Origin of the sequence: Streptomyces sp. NPDC001902 (genome assembly GCF_042891295.1) — a bacterium.
In the GTDB taxonomy this organism is placed as follows: domain Bacteria; phylum Actinomycetota; class Actinomycetes; order Streptomycetales; family Streptomycetaceae; genus Actinacidiphila.
Genome location: NZ_JBIATA010000004.1, coordinates 193,425 through 210,632, shown reverse-complemented (window position 1 = coordinate 210,632; position 17,208 = coordinate 193,425). Strand labels below are relative to the sequence as shown.

The following is a 17,208-nucleotide window of genomic DNA, read 5'->3' as shown; positions in this document are numbered from 1 at the left end:
ATCGCTGTCGCAGGGCTGTTCCCCATCGTATGAGGACGCGCGTCCGCGGCTGAGCCCGGCAGGGTCCCGGTGACAGGATCGGGACCCGATGGACACCGGTCGATCACTGCCTGCCCTGCAAATACGCCGTGATGCCGTCCGCGATGCCCTTGGCCGCCTTCTGCCGCCAGGCCGCGCTCTTCATCAGCGCCGCGTCCTTCGGGTCGCGCATGTTGCCGCACTCGATCAGCACCTTGGGCACGGTGCTGAGGTTGAGCCCGCCCAGATCGCTGCGGACGACCAGGCCCGTACCGCGGCCCACGTAGTTGGACGGCTTGGTGCCGGACGCCGTCGCGAAGTGGTTCTTCACGGCGGTGCCCAGCCGCTTGGAGGGCGCGACGATCTTGCGGGTGTCGGCGATGCCGCGGTGCACCGAGGCCGGGAGGATGACGTGGAAGCCGCGGTTGCCGGCCGCCGACCCGTCGCCGTGCACCGACACGACGGCGTCGGCCTTCGCCTTGTTGCCAATCCGGGCGCGCTCGTCGATGCACGGGCCGTACCCGCGGTTCCCGTCCTGCGTCAGCTTCACCGTGGCGCCGCGCGCCGCGAGCAGCGCCCTCACGCGCCGGGACACGTCCAGCGTGTACGAGGCCTCGGAGTACCCCGAGTTGGTCGCGGTGCCCGTGGTGTCGCACGCCTTGCGGCCGGTGCCGATGTTGACCAGGCGGTTGATCTCGCGGGTGTGGCGGCTGTTGCTCGTGTTGTGCCCCGGATCGAGGACGACGACCTTCCCGGCGAGCGGCTTGGCGACAGACAGGGCCTTCGGCGCCGACGGCTGCTGCGACGCCGCGGCCGAGGGCGGCAGCGGCTGCGCGTTCAGCGAGAGGTCGGCGTTCTTGCCGGCTGCCGGATCGCCCGACGCGGTCCATACGAGCCAGGCCGCCGCACACGTCGGCACCAGCGCGGTCACGGCCACGGCGATGCGTGTCTTGGTCTTGAACACGTCAGCGATGCTATCCGCAGGCTCAGATTCCCGGGCCCGTACGCCGCAGTACGTGCAGGGAACCGGTCACCGAGAGCTCCTCGAACGCGCCCGACTCCAGCGCGCGCCGGTAGATCCGCCAAGGCGCCTGGCCGCCGTCGGCCGGGTCCGCGAACACGTCGTGGATCACCAGCAGGCCGTCCTGCGCGAGGTGCGGCGCCCAGCCCTCGTAGTCGTTGCCGGCGTGCTCGTCTGTGTGCCCGCCGTCGATGAAGACCAGGGCGAGCGGCTTCCCCCACACCGCCGCGACCTGCGGGGAGCGGCCCACGACCGCGACCACGTGCTCCTCCAGCCCGGCGGCGTGCAGGGTGCGCCGGAAGGTGGGGAGGGTGTCCATCAGGCCGACCTCGGGGTCGACGAGCGCCGTGTCGTGGTACTCCCAGCCGGGCTGCTGCTCCTCGCTGCCGCGGTGGTGGTCGACGGTGACGGCGACGGTCTTGGCCTCGCGGGCGGCGGCGGCCAGCAGGATCGTGGAGCGGCCGCAGTACGTGCCGACCTCCAGCAGGGGCAGGCCCGGGAGGCGGGTGGCGGCGTCGGCGGCGGCCGCGTGGAGGGCGAGGCCCTCGTGGGTGGGCATGAAGCCCTTCGCGGCCTCGAAGGCGGCCAGTGCGTCCGCGGGGACGTCTGCGGGGGGTGGCGTGCTCATGCCCCCCATCGTCCCCCACGCGTGCGGTCCCCGACGCGGGGGGTGACCCTTGCGGGCGGTCGTCGTGTGCGGCGCGGTTGCGTGTTGCGGTTGGGGGTTTCCCCGCCGCCCTCCCTCCCCCAGCCTTCGGCCGGGGGACCCCCATCCGGCGCGGTTGGTGCGGGTCTCGCATCGTGTGCCTGGGTCGGTGCCGCGCCGGCGCACCTCCTCGGCGCTCGCGGCGCTGCCCCACATCGCGGCGCCGAACGATGTAGGGGTAAACCGCGAGCGCTGTGGGGGTCCCCCGGCCGAAGGCTGGGGGAGTGCGCCGGCGCGGCACCGACCCACAACGAACGCAGCGAGGCGGTCACTGACCGCGCCGGGCAATCGGGAGGGGGGTGGGGGAGAAACCGCAACAGCAACAAACGCGGCGCCGCACACGACAACCGGGCCCCACAGAACGCACCCCGGGCAGACGGTCAGAGCCACCCGTTGTGGCGGGCCGTGCGCACCGCCTCCGCACGGTTCCGGGTGCCCGTCTTCCCGATGGCGGACGACAAATAATTCCGCACCGTCGACTCCGACAGATGCACCCGCGCCGCGATGTCCGCCACCGTCGCCCCGTCCGCCGCCGCGTTGAGCACGTCCTGCTCGCGCGGCGTCAACGGGCTGGGCCCCGTGCTGAGGGCGGCCGCGGCCAGGGCGGGGTCGATGACGCGGTGCCCGGCGAGGACGCGCCGGATCGCGGCGGCGAGGTCCTCGACGGGGCCGTCCTTGACCAGGAAGCCGGACGCCCCGGCCTCCATGGCGCGGCGCAGGTACCCGGGGCGGCCGAAGGTCGTGAGGATGAGCACCTTGCACTGCGGCAGCCGCTCGCGCAGTTCCGCCGCCGCGTCGAGCCCGCTGCGCCCGGGGAGCTCGATGTCGAGCAGGGCGACGTCGGGCCGGGCCTCCAGCGCCGTGGTGACGATCTCGTCCCCCGCGGCGACCTGCGCGACGACCTCGATGTCGTCCTCCAGGTTCAGCAGCAGGGAGAGCGCCCCGCGCATCATGCCCTGGTCCTCGGCCAGCAGGACCTTGATGGGGCTGCTCATACGGCCTGTTCCTCCTCCACCGGCAGTTCGGCGACGACCCGGAACCCGCCGCGGGGCGCGGGGCCGGTGCCGAGGGAACCGCCGGCCGCGGCCAGCCGCTCCGTGAGCCCCCTCAGGCCGGAGCCCGACCCGGGGGCCGAGCCTACGCCGCGGCCGTCGTCGGTGATCCGCAGGCGTACCTGACCGTCGGCGCCGGCGAGCTCGATGACGCAGGTGGTGGCCCCGCTGTGCCGTACGACGTTGGTCACCCCCTCCCGCACCACCCAGCCGAGGAGGGCCTCGGTCTGCGAGGGCAGCGGCGGCCCGGACTCCTTGACGACGGCCTCGATCCCGGCCGCCGTCAGGGCCGAGCGGGCGCGGTCCAGCTCGGTGGAGAGGCTGCCCTCGCGGTAGCCGGTGACGGCCTCGCGGATCTCGGTGAGGGCCTGGCGCCCCACCGCCTCGATGTCGGCGACCTGGGCGAGGGCGGCGTCCAGGTCGCGCGGGGCGAGCCGGCGGGCGGCCTCGGCCTTGACGACGACCACGGAGAGGGTGTGTCCCAGCAGGTCGTGCAGGTCGCGGGAGAAGCGCAGCCGCTCCTCGGCGACGGCGTTGCGGGCCAGCTCCTGGCGGGTGGCGCGCAGCTGGGTCACCGCGTCGAAGAGGGTGAGCATGGCCGCGGTCACCAGGCCGGAGATGAGGCTGCCGTACCCGATGGACACGCCGTCCCAGACGTCGCCGCTGCGCAGCCCGGAGACGATCCCGGCGGACACCGCGAGGGCGACGAGGACGGGACCCATCCGCCGGCCGCGCACCACGATCCCCACGGCCAGCGACAGCAGCGGGAAGAACACCAGCCAGCTGCCGCCGTAGCCGATGGCGAGGGCGTAGGTGACGGCCGCCAGCGCGAGCAGGTACAGCCGGGGCGCCTTCCCGGCCGCGGCGCGCGGGTTGAGGGCGGTGAAGACGACCCCGATGTAGAGGGAGTTGAAGGCCAGCAGGCCGAGGCCGCCGAGCCAGGGGTTGGCGGCCTTGCCCTGCAGGAGGTGGGACAGGGCGCCCACGCCCATCAGCAGCCAGGGCAGGAAGGTGAAGCGGGTCGGGGGCTTGAGGTCCTCGATCTCCGCGGAGGCGGACCGGGTCACCCGCAGGTGCCGCCACTCGCGCCAGATGCGTGCCGGCAGCGGGGGCCGGGATTCCGTCGTGGTCGCCATGGCCGTCGTCTCCTCCTTCTCCACGGTGCCGGCGGGCTTCACGGGGTGCGTGCCGAGCGGCGGTAGGCGTACACGGCGTACGCGCCGAACAGGGCCGTCCACGCGGCGAGCACGACGACGGTACCCGCCCGCGGGACCGCGCCGTCGGCGATGCTCCAGCCGAGCTGCCCGAAGCGGTGGGACGGGGTCCACTCGGAGACCGCCCGCAGCCAGCCGGGGAAGACGGACGAGGGGATCCACAGTCCGCCGACGACGGACAGGCCCAGGTTGCAGGCCATGTTCACCACGCCGGTGGTCTGCCCGGACAGCCGGTAGCCGTTGCCGAGGCCGAGCAGGGTGAAGGGGGCGGTGCCGATCCAGAGCAGCCCGCCGACCGCCGCCCACTGCCAGGGCTCCAGTTCGACGCCGTTGACGAGCCCGCCGGCCAGCAGGACGGCCAGGATGGCGGGCAGCACGGTGACCGAGCCGCTGATGCAGCGGCCGGTGACGACCAGCAGCGGGGACATGGGGGTGATCCGCAGCTGGCGCAGCCAGCCGAGGCCCTTGTCCTCCGCGACGCTGGACCCGGTGGACACCGCCGAGCCCAGCGCGCCGTACGCGGCCATGCCGATCATGGAGGCCAGCGCGATGGACTTGTCCTCCTCCGAGCCGCTGACCCCGAGGTTGGTGAAGAGCAGGTACATCATGACGGGCATGCCGACGCCGAAGATCACGAATCCGGCGTCGCGCAGGGTGCGGCGGATCTCCAGCGAGACGTAGGCGAGCAGCATCAGACCTTCTCCTCGGTGAGGGCGGCGGTGTCCGTGGCGGTGGCGGGGGTGGCGTCCTCGGCGGAGGACTGCGAGGTCAGGGAGAGGAACGCGTCCTCCAGGCTGGCGGCGGTCACCGTCAGGCCGCGGACCATGCCGCGGTCGGCGAGGGCGACGACGGTGGCGTCGGAGTCCGCGGAGCGCAGCAGGGCGCGGTCGCCGCGGACCTCCACGGTCACCACCCCGGGCAGTTGCCGCAGGCCCTCGGTGGGGGTCCCGGCCAGGTCGAAGGAGACGAGGTTGCCGCCGACGGCCCGCTTGATGCGCTCGCCGCTGTCGTCGGCGACGACACGGCCGCGGTCGATGACCACGATGCGGTCGGCGTTCTCGTCCGCCTCCTCCAGGTAGTGGGTGGAGAACAGCACGGTGTTGCCGCGGGCCGCGTACGCCCGCATCGAGTCCCAGAAGGCGCGCCGGGCCTCGACGTCGAGGGCGGCGGTGGGCTCGTCCAGCACGATGAGCTCGGGGTTGCCGGCCAGGGCCACGGCGAAGCGGACCCGCTGCGCCTGGCCGCCGGAGAGCCGGTCGGCGCGGCGGCCGGCGACCTCGGTGAGGCCGGCCAGCTCCAGGGCCTCGGCCACGGGCATGGGGCGGGGGTAGGTGCGCGCCACGAAGGTGAGCAGCTCCCGTACGGTCACCCGGGGGATCGGCCGGCCGTCCTGCAGCATCGCGCCGATCCGGCCCGCGCGGACCGCCGTGTGCGGGGTGGTGCCGAAGAGCCTGACCTCGCCGCTGTCGGGTTCGTTGAGCCCGAGCAGCAGGCTGATCGTGGTGGACTTGCCCGCGCCGTTGCGGCCGAGCAGGGCGACGGACTCCCCCCGCCGGATCTCCAGGTCGACGCCGTCCACCGCGCGTACCGCGCCGAACGTCTTGACGGCCCTGGTGAAACTCACTGTCGTCGTCATGTCACTGACACTAGGGCCGCCGCCCCCCGCGGGGTCAGTGGGGAATGTACGGACCCGGACAGGACAAATGTCACCACCGGTGGCCGTTCTGACGACGTGTCAGCTATTCCCAGCGGCCGGGCGATGCGTTATACATGGGCTGGCTAGAACGCGTTCTAGTACACGCCCTGGCGGGGCCGACGGTGCGGACGGCCGCGCCAGGGCCCATCGCGCAGCGAAGGAGCCGCCGGACATGCCGATCGACGTCGCCGCCGCCACCTCGGCCGAACCCCGCAGCGCCGAACTCGTCTGGGACCACAGGGACGTCATCCTCTACCACCTGGGCCTCGGCGCGAACACCCTCAACTACGCCCTCGAAGGCCCCGGCCTGCAGGTCCTGCCCAGCTTCGCCACCGTCGCCGGCGGCTCGGTCGCCGCCGGGGAGGCACGGGGCGGGCTGTCCCTGCCCGGCATCGAGATCGACCTCGCCGCCGTCCTGCACGGCGCGCAACGCATCGAGGTGCACCGCCCGGTCCCCGTCCGCGGCCGGGCGCTGCAGTCCTCGCGCGTCGCCGACGTGTACGACAAGGGCAAGGCCGCCGTCATCGTGCTGCGCCGCGAGGTCACCGACGAGCAGGGGCCGCTGTGGACCTCCGACGCGCAGATCTTCGTCCGTGGCGAGGGCGGCTTCGGCGGCGACCGCGGCCCCTCCGCCCGCACCGCGCCGCCCGGACGGGCCCCCGACCGCACCGTCCTGCGTGCCACCCGGGAGGACCAGGCGCTGCTCTACCGGCTCTCCGGCGACTGGAACCCGCTGCACGCCGACCCCGAGTTCGCCAAGCACGCCGGCTTCGACCGGCCCATCCTGCACGGCCTGTGCTCCTACGGCATCACGCTCAAGGCCGTCGTCGACACCCTGCTCGGCGACGACGCGGGCCGCGTACGGTCCTGCTCCACCCGCTTCGCCGGGGTCTTCTTCCCCGGCGAGACCCTGCGCATCCGGATGTGGTCAGAACAGGGCCGCGTCCTGGCGTCGGCGACTGCCGTCGAACGGGACGACGCGCCGGTCCTCGCCGACACCGTCGTCGAGTACTCGTAGGCCCCGGAGGGGAGAGGGGAACACCCATGCGCGCAGCACTCCTGCAGGAGATCGGCCAGGACAAGCTCGAGGTCGTCGACGACATCGAGACGGTGGGCTTCGGCCCGGGCAAGGTGCGCATCCGGCTGCGGGCGACCGGGCTGTGCCACTCCGACCTGTCCGCCATGAGCGGCGTCCTGCCGCAGCCCGCGCCCTTCGTCCCCGGCCACGAGGGCGCCGGGGAGATCGTCGAGACCGGCGAGGGCGTCGAGGGCCTCACGGCCGGAGACCGGGTCCTGGTCTGCTGGCTGCCGGCCTGCGGCGCCTGCCCGGCCTGCCGGCGCGGCCAGTCCCACCTGTGCCTGGCCGGCTTCATGAACGCCGGTACGCCCAACTTCCGCCGCCCCGCCGGGGACGTCTTCGGCTTCGCCGGCACCGGCACCTTCGCCGAGGAGGTCGTGGTCTCCGCCTCCTGCGCCGTGCCCATCCCCGACGACCTGCCGTACGAGATCGCCGCCCTCATCGGCTGCGGCGTCACGACCGGCATCGGCGCCGCGCTGAACACCGCGCGGGTCACCCCCGGCTCGTCGGTCGCCGTCATCGGCTGCGGCGGCGTCGGCATCAGCGTCATCCAGGGCGCCCGCGCCTCCGGCGCCTCGGAGATCATCGCCGTCGACCCCGTGGAGTCCCGCCGCGACGCGGCCCTGCGCTTCGGCGCCACCGACGCGGTCGCCCCGGAGGAACTGGCCGACGCCAAGGCCAAGAGCACCGGCGGCGAGGGCTTCGACTACGTCTTCGAGGTCGTCGGCCGCAGCGCCACGGCCCGCACGGCCTACGAGACCACCCGCCGCGGCGGGACGCTCTGCGTCGTCGGCGCCGGGGCGATGGACGACCTCCTGCAGATCAACATGTTCGAGCTCTTCTTCGACGAGAAGCGCATCCTGCCCTCCCTCTACGGCGGCGGCGACGTCCTGCGGTCCTACGACCGCGTCATCCGCCTCTGGCGCGCCGGACGCGTGGACCTGGAGGGGCTCATCACCCACCGCGTACGGCTCGACCAGATCAACGAGGCCGTCGACCAGATGCGCAGCGGTGAGGCGCTGCGCACCTGCATCGCGGTCTGACACCAGGGCTGGAGAAGGCATGGGCGTGCTGGACGGCAGGACGGCGATCGTGACGGGGGCCGGACGCGGCCTGGGCCGTGCGGAGGCGCTGGAACTGGCGCGGCTGGGCGCCAACGTGGTCGTCAACGACTACGGGCAGCCCGGCCGCGACGGCTCCGGCGCGGCGTCGGCGACCCCCGCGGACGAGGTCGTCGCCGAGATCGCCGCCGCCGGCGGCCACGCGGTGGCGCACCACGGGGACGTCGCCGACTTCGGGCAGGCGCAGGACCTGGTCGGGCTGGCGGTCGGCACGTACGGGGCCCTCGACATCCTGGTCAACAACGCGGGGATCCTGCGGGACCGCATGGTCTTCTCGATGACCGAGGACGAGTGGGACTCCGTCGTCCGGGTCCACCTCAAGGGCCACTTCGCCACCACCCGGTTCGCCGCCGCCCACTGGCGCGAGCGCGCCAAGACGACGGACGCCCCGGTCTACGGCCGGGTCGTCAACACCTCGTCCGAGGCGTTCCTCGCCGGCTCGGCCGGCCAGCCCAACTACGCGGCAGCCAAGGGCGGCATCGTCGGCCTCACCTCGTCGACGGCCGCCGCCCTCGGCAGGTACGGCGTACGCGTCAACGCCATCTGCCCCCGGGCGCGCACGCGGATGACCGAGGACGTCTTCGCGGGCCTCGGGCGGCCCGGGGACGGGCCGGACCCGCTGGGGGTGGAGCATGTCGCCCCGCTCGTCGGCTACTTGGCGTCACCGGCGGCCGACCGGATCACCGGTCAGCTGTTCGTCGTGCACGGCGGGATGGTGGCGGTGATGGACCGCCCCCGCGTCGCGGCGAGGTTCGACACCGCCAAGGAGGCGTTCACCCACGACGAGCTGGACGACCTGCTCACCCCGTACTGGGCGGGCCGTGACCCCGGTGACACCTTCGCCGCCACCGACGTCCTGGCCCTGCGCCACGGGGGCTGAACCGGGCCTTCCGGGCTCCGGGCCCGTCAGACCTCCATGGCGGGGGGCCCGGAGGGGCGGCGGTGGCGGCCGTGCGGCGCCTGGACCACCTGGGCGTTGTCGTCTTGGGCGGAAGCCGTACCGCGGTGGCGGCCGGCGTGCTGGCCCTCGGCGGAACCGTCCTCGAGGCGGGCCTCGGCGGCGGTGTCGTGTCGGGCATCGGACATGAGGAAACTCCCCGTGACTAGCGTGCAAGGTGCGCGGAACGCCGCAGGAGTTTACCGATTCAAGATCCTGTGGCCAGCGGCGCCTTCTGCAACGGGAGCACAGGGCTGGTCGTGGCCGCCTCCGGGACGTCCGCGGGAGCGCCCTCCGCCGCGCTCCCCGGCGGGGGCGGCACGGGCACCGCGGGCGGCGCCTGGTACTCCACCGTGCCGCACGGGCAGTGCGTGCAGGCGTACGGCAGGCGCAGCACCCCGCGGTCCGACCACAGGCCGGCCCCGGGCAGCCAGCCCTCCGGCGCCGACAGCCAGGTGGTACGGCGTTCCCCGGGCCGCCAGACCGCCAGCGACGTGCCGTGCGGGCCGTCCGCGCGCAGCGCCACCGCGCACGCCTCGGGCATCAGCACCTGGCCGGGCTGCGCCGCGAACGGGGTGAGCACCGCGTCCGGGACACGCAGGCACTCGGCGAACCGCAGGGGCCGGCGGCTGCCCAGGACGCCCCAGCCGATGCGGTCCTCGCCGGTGGCGTCGGTGCGCACTATCAGCAGCCCGCTGTCCGGCTCCGCGAGCAGCAACCGGTCGTTGCTCCCCTCGGTGATCTGCAGCAGCGGGCTGACCGCCCCGGCCCGCTCCAGGTCGACGGCGACCGTCTTGACCGTCCCCTCCGCCTCGCGGTCCAGCGCGAGCAGCCGGCCCGCCCGGTCCAGCCACGCGCCGCCCCCGCAGCGGCCCGGGACCTCCGCCAGCCGGCGCGGCCGCAGGTCCCGGTCGTCGTGCACCAGCCACACCGCCGACACCTCGCGCACCGGGTCGTAGGTGAGCGCGTACGCCTCGCCGGAGGCGACCGGGGGCAGCAGCCGCGCCTCCGCGTCCCCGCCCGGCAGCGAGCCGACGAGCAGTTCGCCGGTCCCGGGACCGGTCGGGTAGAGCAGGGCGAGGTCGTACCGGTCGGCGACCCGGCGGCGGATGAGCACGCGGCCGTCGGGCAACGGCAGGACCTCGGAGCACTGTTCCTCGGGCTGGTTGCCGGGCAGGGGCACGGTGTACGGCTCGGGCCCGCCGAGCGTCCAGCGCTCGGGGTACCAGCCGTCACCCCCGTCGGGTGCCTGGGCCAGGCAGGCGGCGTAGGAGCCGTCCGCGGCGATCGTGAACCCGGCCCGTCGCACGGTGGTGGTCTCGGTGGCGCAGGCTGTCATGGTGTGGCTCACCTCCGGGCCACGACGCTAGTTTTCGCACGCCCGGGCGTCCGACACGAGTTGGTGGTCTTCACACATAAGGGTGGCTCTCGTCCCGTTCCGTCGGACTTCGGATGCTCGGTGTGCTCATGACCAGCCCGGGATTCCGGCCGCCCGCCACCGGCGCGGTAACCTCGACCCGTGCCGAAACTGTCCGACGTCATCGCCGCCCTCGAAGCCCTCTGGCCTCCGGCGTGGGCCGAGCAGTGGGATGCCGTCGGTCTCGTCTGCGGGGACCCGGACGCGGAGGTCGGCCGGGTCCTGTTCGCCGTCGACCCGGTCCGGGAGGTCGTCGAGGAGGCGATCGCCACCGGCGCCGACCTGCTGGTCACGCACCACCCGCTCTACCTGCGCGGGACGACGACGGTCGCGGCGACCGGCTTCAAGGGCCGCGTCGTGCACACCCTGATCAAGAACGACGTCGCGCTGCACGTGGCGCACACCAACGCCGACCGGGCCGACCCCGGGGTCTCCGACGCCCTCGCCGAGGCCGTCGGCCTGCGGGTCACCGGACCCCTCGTGCCCGACCCCGCCGACCCGTCCGGCCGCCGCGGCCTCGGCCGGATCGGCGAACTGCCCGAGCCGATGACGCTGGCGGAGTTCGCGCGCCGTGCGGCGGCCGGCCTGCCGGCCACCGCGACCGGACTGCGCGTCGCGGGCGACCCGGAGCGGCAGGTCCGCACCGTGGCGGTGTGCGGCGGCTCCGGCGACAGCCTCTTCGACGATGTGCGCAGGGCCGGGGTGGACGTCTACCTCACCGCCGACCTGCGCCACCACCCGGCGTCCGAGGCGCAGCAGGCGGGTCCGCCCGCGCTCGTCGACGCCGCCCACTGGGCCACCGAATGGCCCTGGTGCGAGCAGGCCGCGCGCCGGCTCGACGAGGTCTGCGAACGGCACGGCTGGGCACTGCGCACGTACGTTTCGCGCGCCGTCACCGACCCGTGGACGGCCCACGCCCCGGCACTTCCCCTTGACGAACCCACGACCTCAGGAGCCCCCCGCTGAAAGCCGCGCCCGCAGACCAGATCCGACTGCTTGAGGTCCAGGCCCTCGACGCGCGCCTCGCGCAGCTGGACCACAAGCGCATCAACCTTCCCGAGCACGCGGAGATCGAGCGCCTGAACTCCGACGTGACCCAGCTGCGCGACCTGCTGGTCGCCGCCCAGACCGAGGAGAGCGACACCGCCCGCGAGCAGACCAAGGCCGAGCAGGACGTGGACCAGGTGCGCAAGCGCGCCGTCCGCGACCAGGAGCGGCTGGACTCCGGCGCGGTCTCCTCCCCCAAGGACCTGGAGAACCTGCAGCGCGAGATCGCCTCGCTCGCCAAGCGGCAGAGCGACCTCGAGGACGTCGTCCTGGAGGTCATGGAGCGCCGCGAGGGCCTGCAGGAGCGGGTCCAGGAGCTGACCGGGCGCTTGGAGTCCGTGCAGGCCAAGGCCGGCGAGTCCACGGAGCGCCGCAACGTGGTGCTGCAGGAGATCGACGCCGAGGGCTCCACGGTCACCAAGGAGCGCGAGATCATCGCCGGTTCGGTCCCCGCCGACCTGCTGAAGCTCTACGACAAGCTGCGCGGCCAGTCCGGCGGCGTCGGGGCCGCCCGGCTCTACCAGAAGCGCTGTGAGGGCTGCCGGCTGGAGCTGAACATCACCGAGCTCAACGAGGTGCGGGCGGCCGCCGCCGACGAGGTCGTGCGCTGCGAGAACTGCCGCCGCATCCTCGTCCGCACCCCCGAGTCGGGCCTGTAATGGCCCGTACGTTGGTGGTGGAGGCCGACGGTGGGTCCCGGGGCAACCCGGGACCGGCCGGGTACGGCGCCGTCGTCTGCGACGGCGCCACGGGCGAAGTGCTCGCCGAGGCCGCCGAGTTCATCGGCCGGCACACCAACAACGTCGCCGAGTACCGGGGCCTGATCGCCGGGCTGCGCGCCGCGCGCGCGATCGACCCGCAGGCCCGGGTACGGGTGCGGATGGACTCCAAGCTGGTCGTCGAGCAGATGTCCGGCCGCTGGAAGATCAAGCACCCGGACATGCGGCCGCTGGCCGCCGAGGCGAAGGCCGTCCTGCCGGCGGAGCAGGTCAGCTACGAGTGGATCCCGCGCGAGAAGAACAAGCACGCCGACCGGCTCGCCAACGAGGCGATGGACGCCGGCAAGCGCGGCGAGCAGTGGGAGCCCGGCCGCTCCGCCGCCGCGCTGGTCACCGCCGCCACCGAGCCCGAACCGGTGGACGAGGCCGTGGACGAGGCATCCAAGGCCCCGCCCGTCGGCTGGGCGGCGGCGGCCGACCTCGGCACGCCCACCACCTTCGTCCTGCTGCGGCACGGCGAGACCCCGCTCACCGCGGACAAGCGCTTCTCCGGCAGCGGCGGCGACGACCCGGAACTCTCGGAGAAGGGCCTCTGGCAGGCCCGGCGCGCCGCCGACACCCTCGCCGCCCGCGGCACCGTCCAGGCCGTCGTCACCTCGCCGCTGGCGCGCTGCCGGCAGACCGCGCAGGCCGTCGCGGACCGGCTCGGCCTCGACGTACGCGTCGACGAGGGGCTGCGCGAGACCGACTTCGGCGCCTGGGAGGGGCTCACCTTCGCCGAGGTGAAGGAGCGCTACCCGGACGAACTTCACGCCTGGCTCGGCTCGGCCAAGGCCGCCCCGCCCGGCGGGGAGAGCTTCGCCGCCGTCGCCCGCCGGGTCTCCCTCTCCCGGGACAAGCTCCTCGCCCGTCACCCCGGCCGCACGGTCCTGCTGGTCACACACGTCACCCCGATCAAGACCCTGGTCCGCCTCGCCCTGGGCGCCCCGCCGGAGTCGCTGTTCCGGATGGAGCTGTCGCCGGCGGCGCTGTCGGCGGTGGCGTACTACGGGGACGGGAACGCGTCGCTGCGGCTGCTCAACGACACGTCACACCTGCGCTGACGGCGCGGGCCGCGCCGTTGCCCGCAGCGCGGCCGCCTCGCGGGCGAGCCGCTCCACCCGGTCCCAGTCGCGGTCCCGCAGGGCGTCCTGCGGGACCATCCAACTACCGCCCACGCAGGCGACGTTGGGCAGCGCCAGATACGCCGGCGCGCGCTCCGCGTCGATGCCGCCGGTCGGGCAGAACCGGACGTCCGGCAGCGGGGCGGCCAGCGCCCTGAGGTACGCCGTGCCGCCGGCCGCCTCCGCGGGGAAGAACTTCAGCTCCGTCACGCCGCGTTCGGCCAGGGCGACCACCTCGGAGGCGGTCGACACGCCGGGCAGGAACGGCAGCCCGGACGCGGTCATCGCCTCCAGCAGGCCCGGCGTCCACCCCGGGCTCACCAGGAACCGCGCCCCGGCCCGCGCCGCCGCCCCCACCTGCTCCGCCCGCACCACGGTCCCGGCCCCCACGACCGCCTCGGGCACCTCACGGGCCGCCGCGGCGATCGCCTCCAGCGCGGTGGGTGTCCGCAGCGTGAACTCCACCGCGGTCAACCCCCCGCGGACCAGCGCCCGGACGAGCGGGGCCGCGTCGGCGGGGTCGTCCAGCGTGAGGACGGGGATCACGGGGGCAACGGGGGCGAGGTTCAGCACCGTGGCATCGTGCCGCCCCCGTGCGGCCCTCGCAACGCGCGTTGCAGCCTGCGCAACGGGGTGCCCCGTGCGGCCTGTTGTCGCGTGCGGCTCCGTTGCGCCTGCGGCAGGCGTCCCCCGCCCTCCCCAGCCTTCGGCCGGGGAGACCCCCATCCGGCGCGGTCAGTGACCGCCCCGCTGCGTTCGTTGTGGGTCGGTGCCGCGCCGGGGCACGCCCCCACCCTTCGGCCGGGGGGACCCTCACCTCGGCGCTCGGGGCGCTGCCCCACATCGTCGGGCGCCGCGTGCTCCGCTCGTCTCCCCCAGCCTTCGGCCGGGGGCACCCCGCCACACCCCCTCCGGTCGTGTGGGCGGCTGACGGCCGGACGGGGTTCAGAGGGTGGTCCGGGGTTGCCGCAAGTGCCTTTCTCACCCACTACCGGCCGTCATGCGCCCCGACACACGGCAGGGGGTGTGGCGGGGTGCGCCCATGGGGGTCCCCCCGGCCGAAGGCTGGGGGAGACGAGCGGCGAACCCGGCGCCGAATGACGTAGGGCCAAACCGCGAGCGCTGTGGGGGTCCCCCCGGCCGAAGGCTGGGGGAGTGCGCCGGCGCGGCACCGACCCCAACCCAACAGAGCGCAGGCCCGCACTGAGGGCGCCGGGCAATCGGGCGGGAGGGCGGGGGAACCCCCAACCGCAACAAACGCGGCGCCGCACACGACAACCCACCCGCACACGAACTCAGTGGACGTCCGTCACCAACACGTCGAGGCGGCCGGGCGCAGGCACTTCCACCGTGAAGCCCAGGTCGCGCAGGGCCGCGACGAGCGCGTCGGGGTTCCCGGGGCGCGCCCCGGACTCCAGGAGGGCCCGCACGATCCGCCCCTTGGTCGCCTTGTTGAAGTGGCTGACGACCTTCCGCGTCTCCGCCTGCACCACCCGCACCGTCGCCGTGCGCCCCGCGAGCGCGCTGCGCGGGGCCGGTTTCCACGCCGCCCCGTACGCCGAGGACCGCAGGTCCAGGAGCAGGCCCCCGCCCGCGGCCTCCGCGGCGTCCGGGAGGGCCTCGGCGAGGTGCGTGCGCCAGTACGTGGCGAGCGACCCGAGCGCCGGCAGCTTCACGCCCATCGAGCAGCGGTACGCGGGGATCGCGTCCCGGACGCCGACCGCGCCCCACAGCCCGGAGAAGACCAGCAGCGAGCGGGCGGCCCGGCGCCGGGCGGCGGCGTCCAGGGTGTCCAGGCCGAGGGCGTCGTAGAGCACGCCGGTGTAGATCTCGCCCGCGGGCCGGGTCCGCGCCTCGCGCAGCCCCGCGTTGCGGGCGATCTCGCCGCGCAGTCCGGGGCTGAGCCCGAGCACGTCCGCGGCCTTGTCCTCGTCGCCGCCCGCGCAGAGCCCGACGAGCTCGTCCAGCACCGTCGCGCGGGCCGTGGTGAGCCCGGGCAGGGAGAGGGAGCCCAGGTCGACGGCGGGGCCGGTGCCGTCGGTGGCCTTGCCCTCGGACGGCGGTAGCAGGACGAGCACGGTTGTTCTCCTTCACGTTTCCCCGGTGCAGTGCAGCCTACGACCGCCCGACTTAGGCTCGCTCCATGCCTCGTCGTCCCCTGCGCGTCACCACCGCCGACGGAGTCCGGTTGAGGTCCGCGCTGGACGCGCTCCGCGCGGACCTGCACGTGCGGCGGGACTTCCCGGCGAACGTGCTCGCGGAGGCCGAGGAGGCGGCGCGCGGTCCCCGGCTGCCCGCGTACGACGCCACCGACGTGCCGTTCTTCACCGTCGACCCGCCCGGGTCGCTCGACCTGGACCAGGCGATGCACCTCGCCGTGCGCGAGGGCGGCCGCGGCTACCGGGTGTCGTACGCGATCGCCGACGCCGCCGCCTTCGTCACGCCCGGCGGCGCGCTGGACGCCGAGGCGCACCGGCGCGTGCAGACCCTGTACTTCCCCGACGTACGGGTGCCCCTGCACCCGCCGGTGCTCGGCGAGGGGGCGGCCAGCCTGCTGGCCGGGCAGGACCGGCCCGCCGTGCTGTGGCGGATCGACCTCGACGCGGACGGCGCGGTCACCGACGTGGACGTCCGCCGGGCGCTCGTCCGCAGCCGCGCCCGGCTGGACTACGCGGGCGTGCAGCACGCGATCGACGCCGGCACCGCCGAGGAGCCCGTGGCGCTGCTCCGCACCGTCGGCCGGCTGCGCGAGGAGCAGGAGAGGGCCCGCGGCGGCATCTCGCTGAACGTGCCCGAGCAGGAGGTCGTGGAGCTCGACGGCGGCTACGCCCTGCGGTACCGGGCGCCGCGCCCCGTCGACGCCTGGAACGCCCAGATCTCCCTGCTCACGGGCATGGTCGCCGCCGGCGTCATGCTCCGCTCCGGCACCGGCATCCTCCGTACGCTCCCGCTCGCCCCGCACGGGGAGGTGGCCAGGCTGCGCAGGGTCGCCGCGGCGCTGCGCATCGACTGGCCGCACATGACCTCGTACGCCGAACTCGTCCGCACCCTGGACCCGGAGCGCACCACCCACGCGGCGTTCCTGCACGAGGCGACGAGCCTGTTCCGCGGCGCCGACTACACGCCCTTCTGGCCCGGCCACCCCGCCGAGCCGGCCGTGCACGCCGCCGTCGCCGAGGCGTACACGCACTGCACCGCGCCCCTGCGGCGCCTCGTCGACCGCTACGCCGCCGAGTTCTGCCTGGCCGCGGTGGCCGGCCAGGAGCCGCCGGAGTGGGTCGCGGCCGCGTTCCGGGACCTGCCCCGCGACATGCGCGGCGGATCGCACTTCGCGGCCACCATCGAGAGCGCCTCCCTCGACCTCGTCGAGGCGGCCCTGCTCAAGGACCGCGTCGGCGAGGTCTTCGACGCCTACGTCATCGACATCAAGGACTCCGACCCGACCTCCGGCACGGTCCACCTGCGTGCCCCGGCCGTCGTCGCCCGCGTCCGCGGCGGCACCGCACCCCTCCCGCTCGGCGAGCCGCTCCCGGTCCGTCTGACGCAGGCCGACCCCGGCCGCCACACCGTGCTTTTCACCCCGGCGTGATCGGCCGGTAGCATGGTCGCCACGGCAGACGAGCCGAGCGGGCGGCCGCGTCAGGACCTGGTCCTGCCGAGGAACGTCCGGGCTCCACAGGGCAGGGTGGTGGGTAACGCCCACCCGGGGTGACCCGCGGGACAGTGCCACAGAAAACAGACCGCCGGGACCGCAAGGCTCCCGGTAAGGGTGAAACGGTGGTGTAAGAGACCACCAGTGCCCAGGGTGACCTGGGCAGCTAGGTAAACCCCACCCGGAGCAAGGTCAAAAGGGGCCGTCGTGAGACGGCCCTGCGCGGACGATCGAGGGCTGCCCGCCCGAGTCCGCGGGTAGACCGCACGAGGCCGGCGGCAACGCCGGTCCTAGATGGATGGCCGTCGCCCGGCCGGCCGCGAGGCCGACCGGGGACAGAACCCGGCGTACAGCTCGACTCGTCTGC

General features: G+C 74.4%; 17 protein-coding genes and 1 other RNA gene. 8 read left to right on the top strand and 10 right to left on the bottom strand.

From position 1 onward, the window contains the following. Positions 1–103: 103 nt before the first annotated feature. From ACFYYN_RS09685 to ACFYYN_RS09660, 6 genes are all read right to left on the bottom strand, one after another. Positions 104–982 (bottom strand): N-acetylmuramoyl-L-alanine amidase, encoded by an 879-nt coding sequence (locus tag ACFYYN_RS09685; protein ID WP_500545336.1) that lies wholly within the window; start codon positions 980–982, stop codon positions 104–106. A gap of 22 nt (positions 983–1,004) precedes the next feature. Then, a complete protein-coding gene (locus ACFYYN_RS09680) occupies positions 1,005–1,676 on the bottom strand; it encodes a class I SAM-dependent methyltransferase (RefSeq protein ID WP_500545335.1) in 672 nt (223 codons plus the stop codon). Positions 1,677–2,125: 449 nt separating this feature from the next. Continuing rightward, a complete protein-coding gene (locus ACFYYN_RS09675; protein WP_499511597.1) occupies positions 2,126–2,740 on the bottom strand; it encodes a response regulator in 615 nt (204 codons plus the stop codon). Next, the gene (locus tag ACFYYN_RS09670) at positions 2,737–3,933 is read right to left on the bottom strand and encodes a sensor histidine kinase (protein WP_500545334.1); all 1,197 of its coding nucleotides are present in this window, start codon (positions 3,931–3,933) and stop codon (positions 2,737–2,739) included. The genes ACFYYN_RS09675 and ACFYYN_RS09670 overlap by 4 nt, the downstream gene beginning before the upstream one ends. 38 nt (positions 3,934–3,971) lie before the next feature. Beyond that, entirely contained in the window at positions 3,972–4,703 is a 732-nt protein-coding gene (locus ACFYYN_RS09665; RefSeq protein WP_500545333.1) for an ABC transporter permease, read from the bottom strand. Next, on the bottom strand, positions 4,703–5,635 hold the full coding sequence (locus ACFYYN_RS09660; protein WP_499516816.1) for an ABC transporter ATP-binding protein: 933 nt from the start codon (positions 5,633–5,635) through the stop codon (positions 4,703–4,705). The genes ACFYYN_RS09665 and ACFYYN_RS09660 overlap by 1 nt, the downstream gene beginning before the upstream one ends. A 244-nt stretch (positions 5,636–5,879) precedes the next feature. Between ACFYYN_RS09660 and ACFYYN_RS09655 the strand changes: the two genes are divergently transcribed. The 3 genes from ACFYYN_RS09655 to ACFYYN_RS09645 are packed head-to-tail and all read left to right on the top strand — an operon-like array spanning position 5,880 to position 8,786. Next, on the top strand, positions 5,880–6,725 hold the full coding sequence (locus ACFYYN_RS09655; RefSeq protein ID WP_500545332.1) for a MaoC/PaaZ C-terminal domain-containing protein: 846 nt from the start codon (positions 5,880–5,882) through the stop codon (positions 6,723–6,725). 26 nt (positions 6,726–6,751) lie between these two features. After that, positions 6,752–7,828: a Zn-dependent alcohol dehydrogenase gene (locus ACFYYN_RS09650; protein ID WP_500545331.1), complete on the top strand. Its 1,077-nt coding sequence runs from the start codon at positions 6,752–6,754 to the stop codon at positions 7,826–7,828. 19 nt (positions 7,829–7,847) lie between these two features. Continuing rightward, the gene (locus ACFYYN_RS09645) at positions 7,848–8,786 is read left to right on the top strand and encodes a 3-oxoacyl-ACP reductase (protein WP_500545330.1); all 939 of its coding nucleotides are present in this window, start codon (positions 7,848–7,850) and stop codon (positions 8,784–8,786) included. Positions 8,787–8,812: 26 nt separating this feature from the next. On the opposite strand, the gene ACFYYN_RS09640 is transcribed toward ACFYYN_RS09645, so the two are convergent. Continuing rightward, positions 8,813–8,992 carry a hypothetical protein gene (locus ACFYYN_RS09640; RefSeq protein ID WP_500545329.1) on the bottom strand — a complete coding sequence of 60 codons (180 nt, stop codon included), beginning with the start codon at positions 8,990–8,992 and terminating at the stop codon, positions 8,813–8,815. Positions 8,993–9,051: 59 nt separating this feature from the next. Beyond that, a complete protein-coding gene (locus ACFYYN_RS09635) occupies positions 9,052–10,182 on the bottom strand; it encodes a hypothetical protein (RefSeq protein ID WP_500322199.1) in 1,131 nt (376 codons plus the stop codon). Positions 10,183–10,362: 180 nt separating this feature from the next. Between ACFYYN_RS09635 and ACFYYN_RS09630 the strand changes: the two genes are divergently transcribed. Genes ACFYYN_RS09630 through ACFYYN_RS09620 form a run of 3 tightly spaced genes read left to right on the top strand, consistent with a single transcriptional unit; the run spans position 10,363 to position 13,129 of the window. After that, on the top strand, positions 10,363–11,226 hold the full coding sequence (locus tag ACFYYN_RS09630) for a Nif3-like dinuclear metal center hexameric protein (RefSeq protein ID WP_500545328.1): 864 nt from the start codon (positions 10,363–10,365) through the stop codon (positions 11,224–11,226). After that, positions 11,223–11,966, top strand: coding sequence for a zinc ribbon domain-containing protein (locus ACFYYN_RS09625; RefSeq protein ID WP_500322399.1), 744 nt, complete (start codon positions 11,223–11,225; stop codon positions 11,964–11,966). The genes ACFYYN_RS09630 and ACFYYN_RS09625 overlap by 4 nt, the downstream gene beginning before the upstream one ends. Then, entirely contained in the window at positions 11,966–13,129 is a 1,164-nt protein-coding gene (locus ACFYYN_RS09620; RefSeq protein WP_500545327.1) for a bifunctional RNase H/acid phosphatase, read from the top strand. The genes ACFYYN_RS09625 and ACFYYN_RS09620 overlap by 1 nt, the downstream gene beginning before the upstream one ends. Here ACFYYN_RS09620 and eda read toward each other — a convergent pair. Together eda and yaaA are read right to left on the bottom strand one after the other, a co-directional pair. Continuing rightward, positions 13,115–13,762, bottom strand: coding sequence for a bifunctional 4-hydroxy-2-oxoglutarate aldolase/2-dehydro-3-deoxy-phosphogluconate aldolase (gene eda / locus ACFYYN_RS09615; RefSeq protein ID WP_500545326.1), 648 nt, complete (start codon positions 13,760–13,762; stop codon positions 13,115–13,117). The two genes, ACFYYN_RS09620 and eda, sit on opposite strands and share 15 nt — an antisense overlap. Before the next feature lie 722 nt (positions 13,763–14,484). Continuing rightward, positions 14,485–15,267, bottom strand: a complete 783-nt coding sequence (yaaA, locus tag ACFYYN_RS09610) for a peroxide stress protein YaaA (protein WP_500545325.1) — start codon at positions 15,265–15,267, stop codon at positions 14,485–14,487. Between the two features lie 65 nt (positions 15,268–15,332). On the opposite strand from yaaA, the gene ACFYYN_RS09605 reads away from it, so the two are divergent. Next, complete coding sequence (locus ACFYYN_RS09605) at positions 15,333–16,778, top strand: RNB domain-containing ribonuclease (protein WP_500545324.1); 1,446 nt, start codon at positions 15,333–15,335, stop codon at positions 16,776–16,778. Between the two features lie 29 nt (positions 16,779–16,807). Further along, positions 16,808–17,207: RNase P RNA component class A (gene rnpB / locus ACFYYN_RS09600), an RNA gene on the top strand. Position 17,208 lies beyond the last annotated feature (1 nt).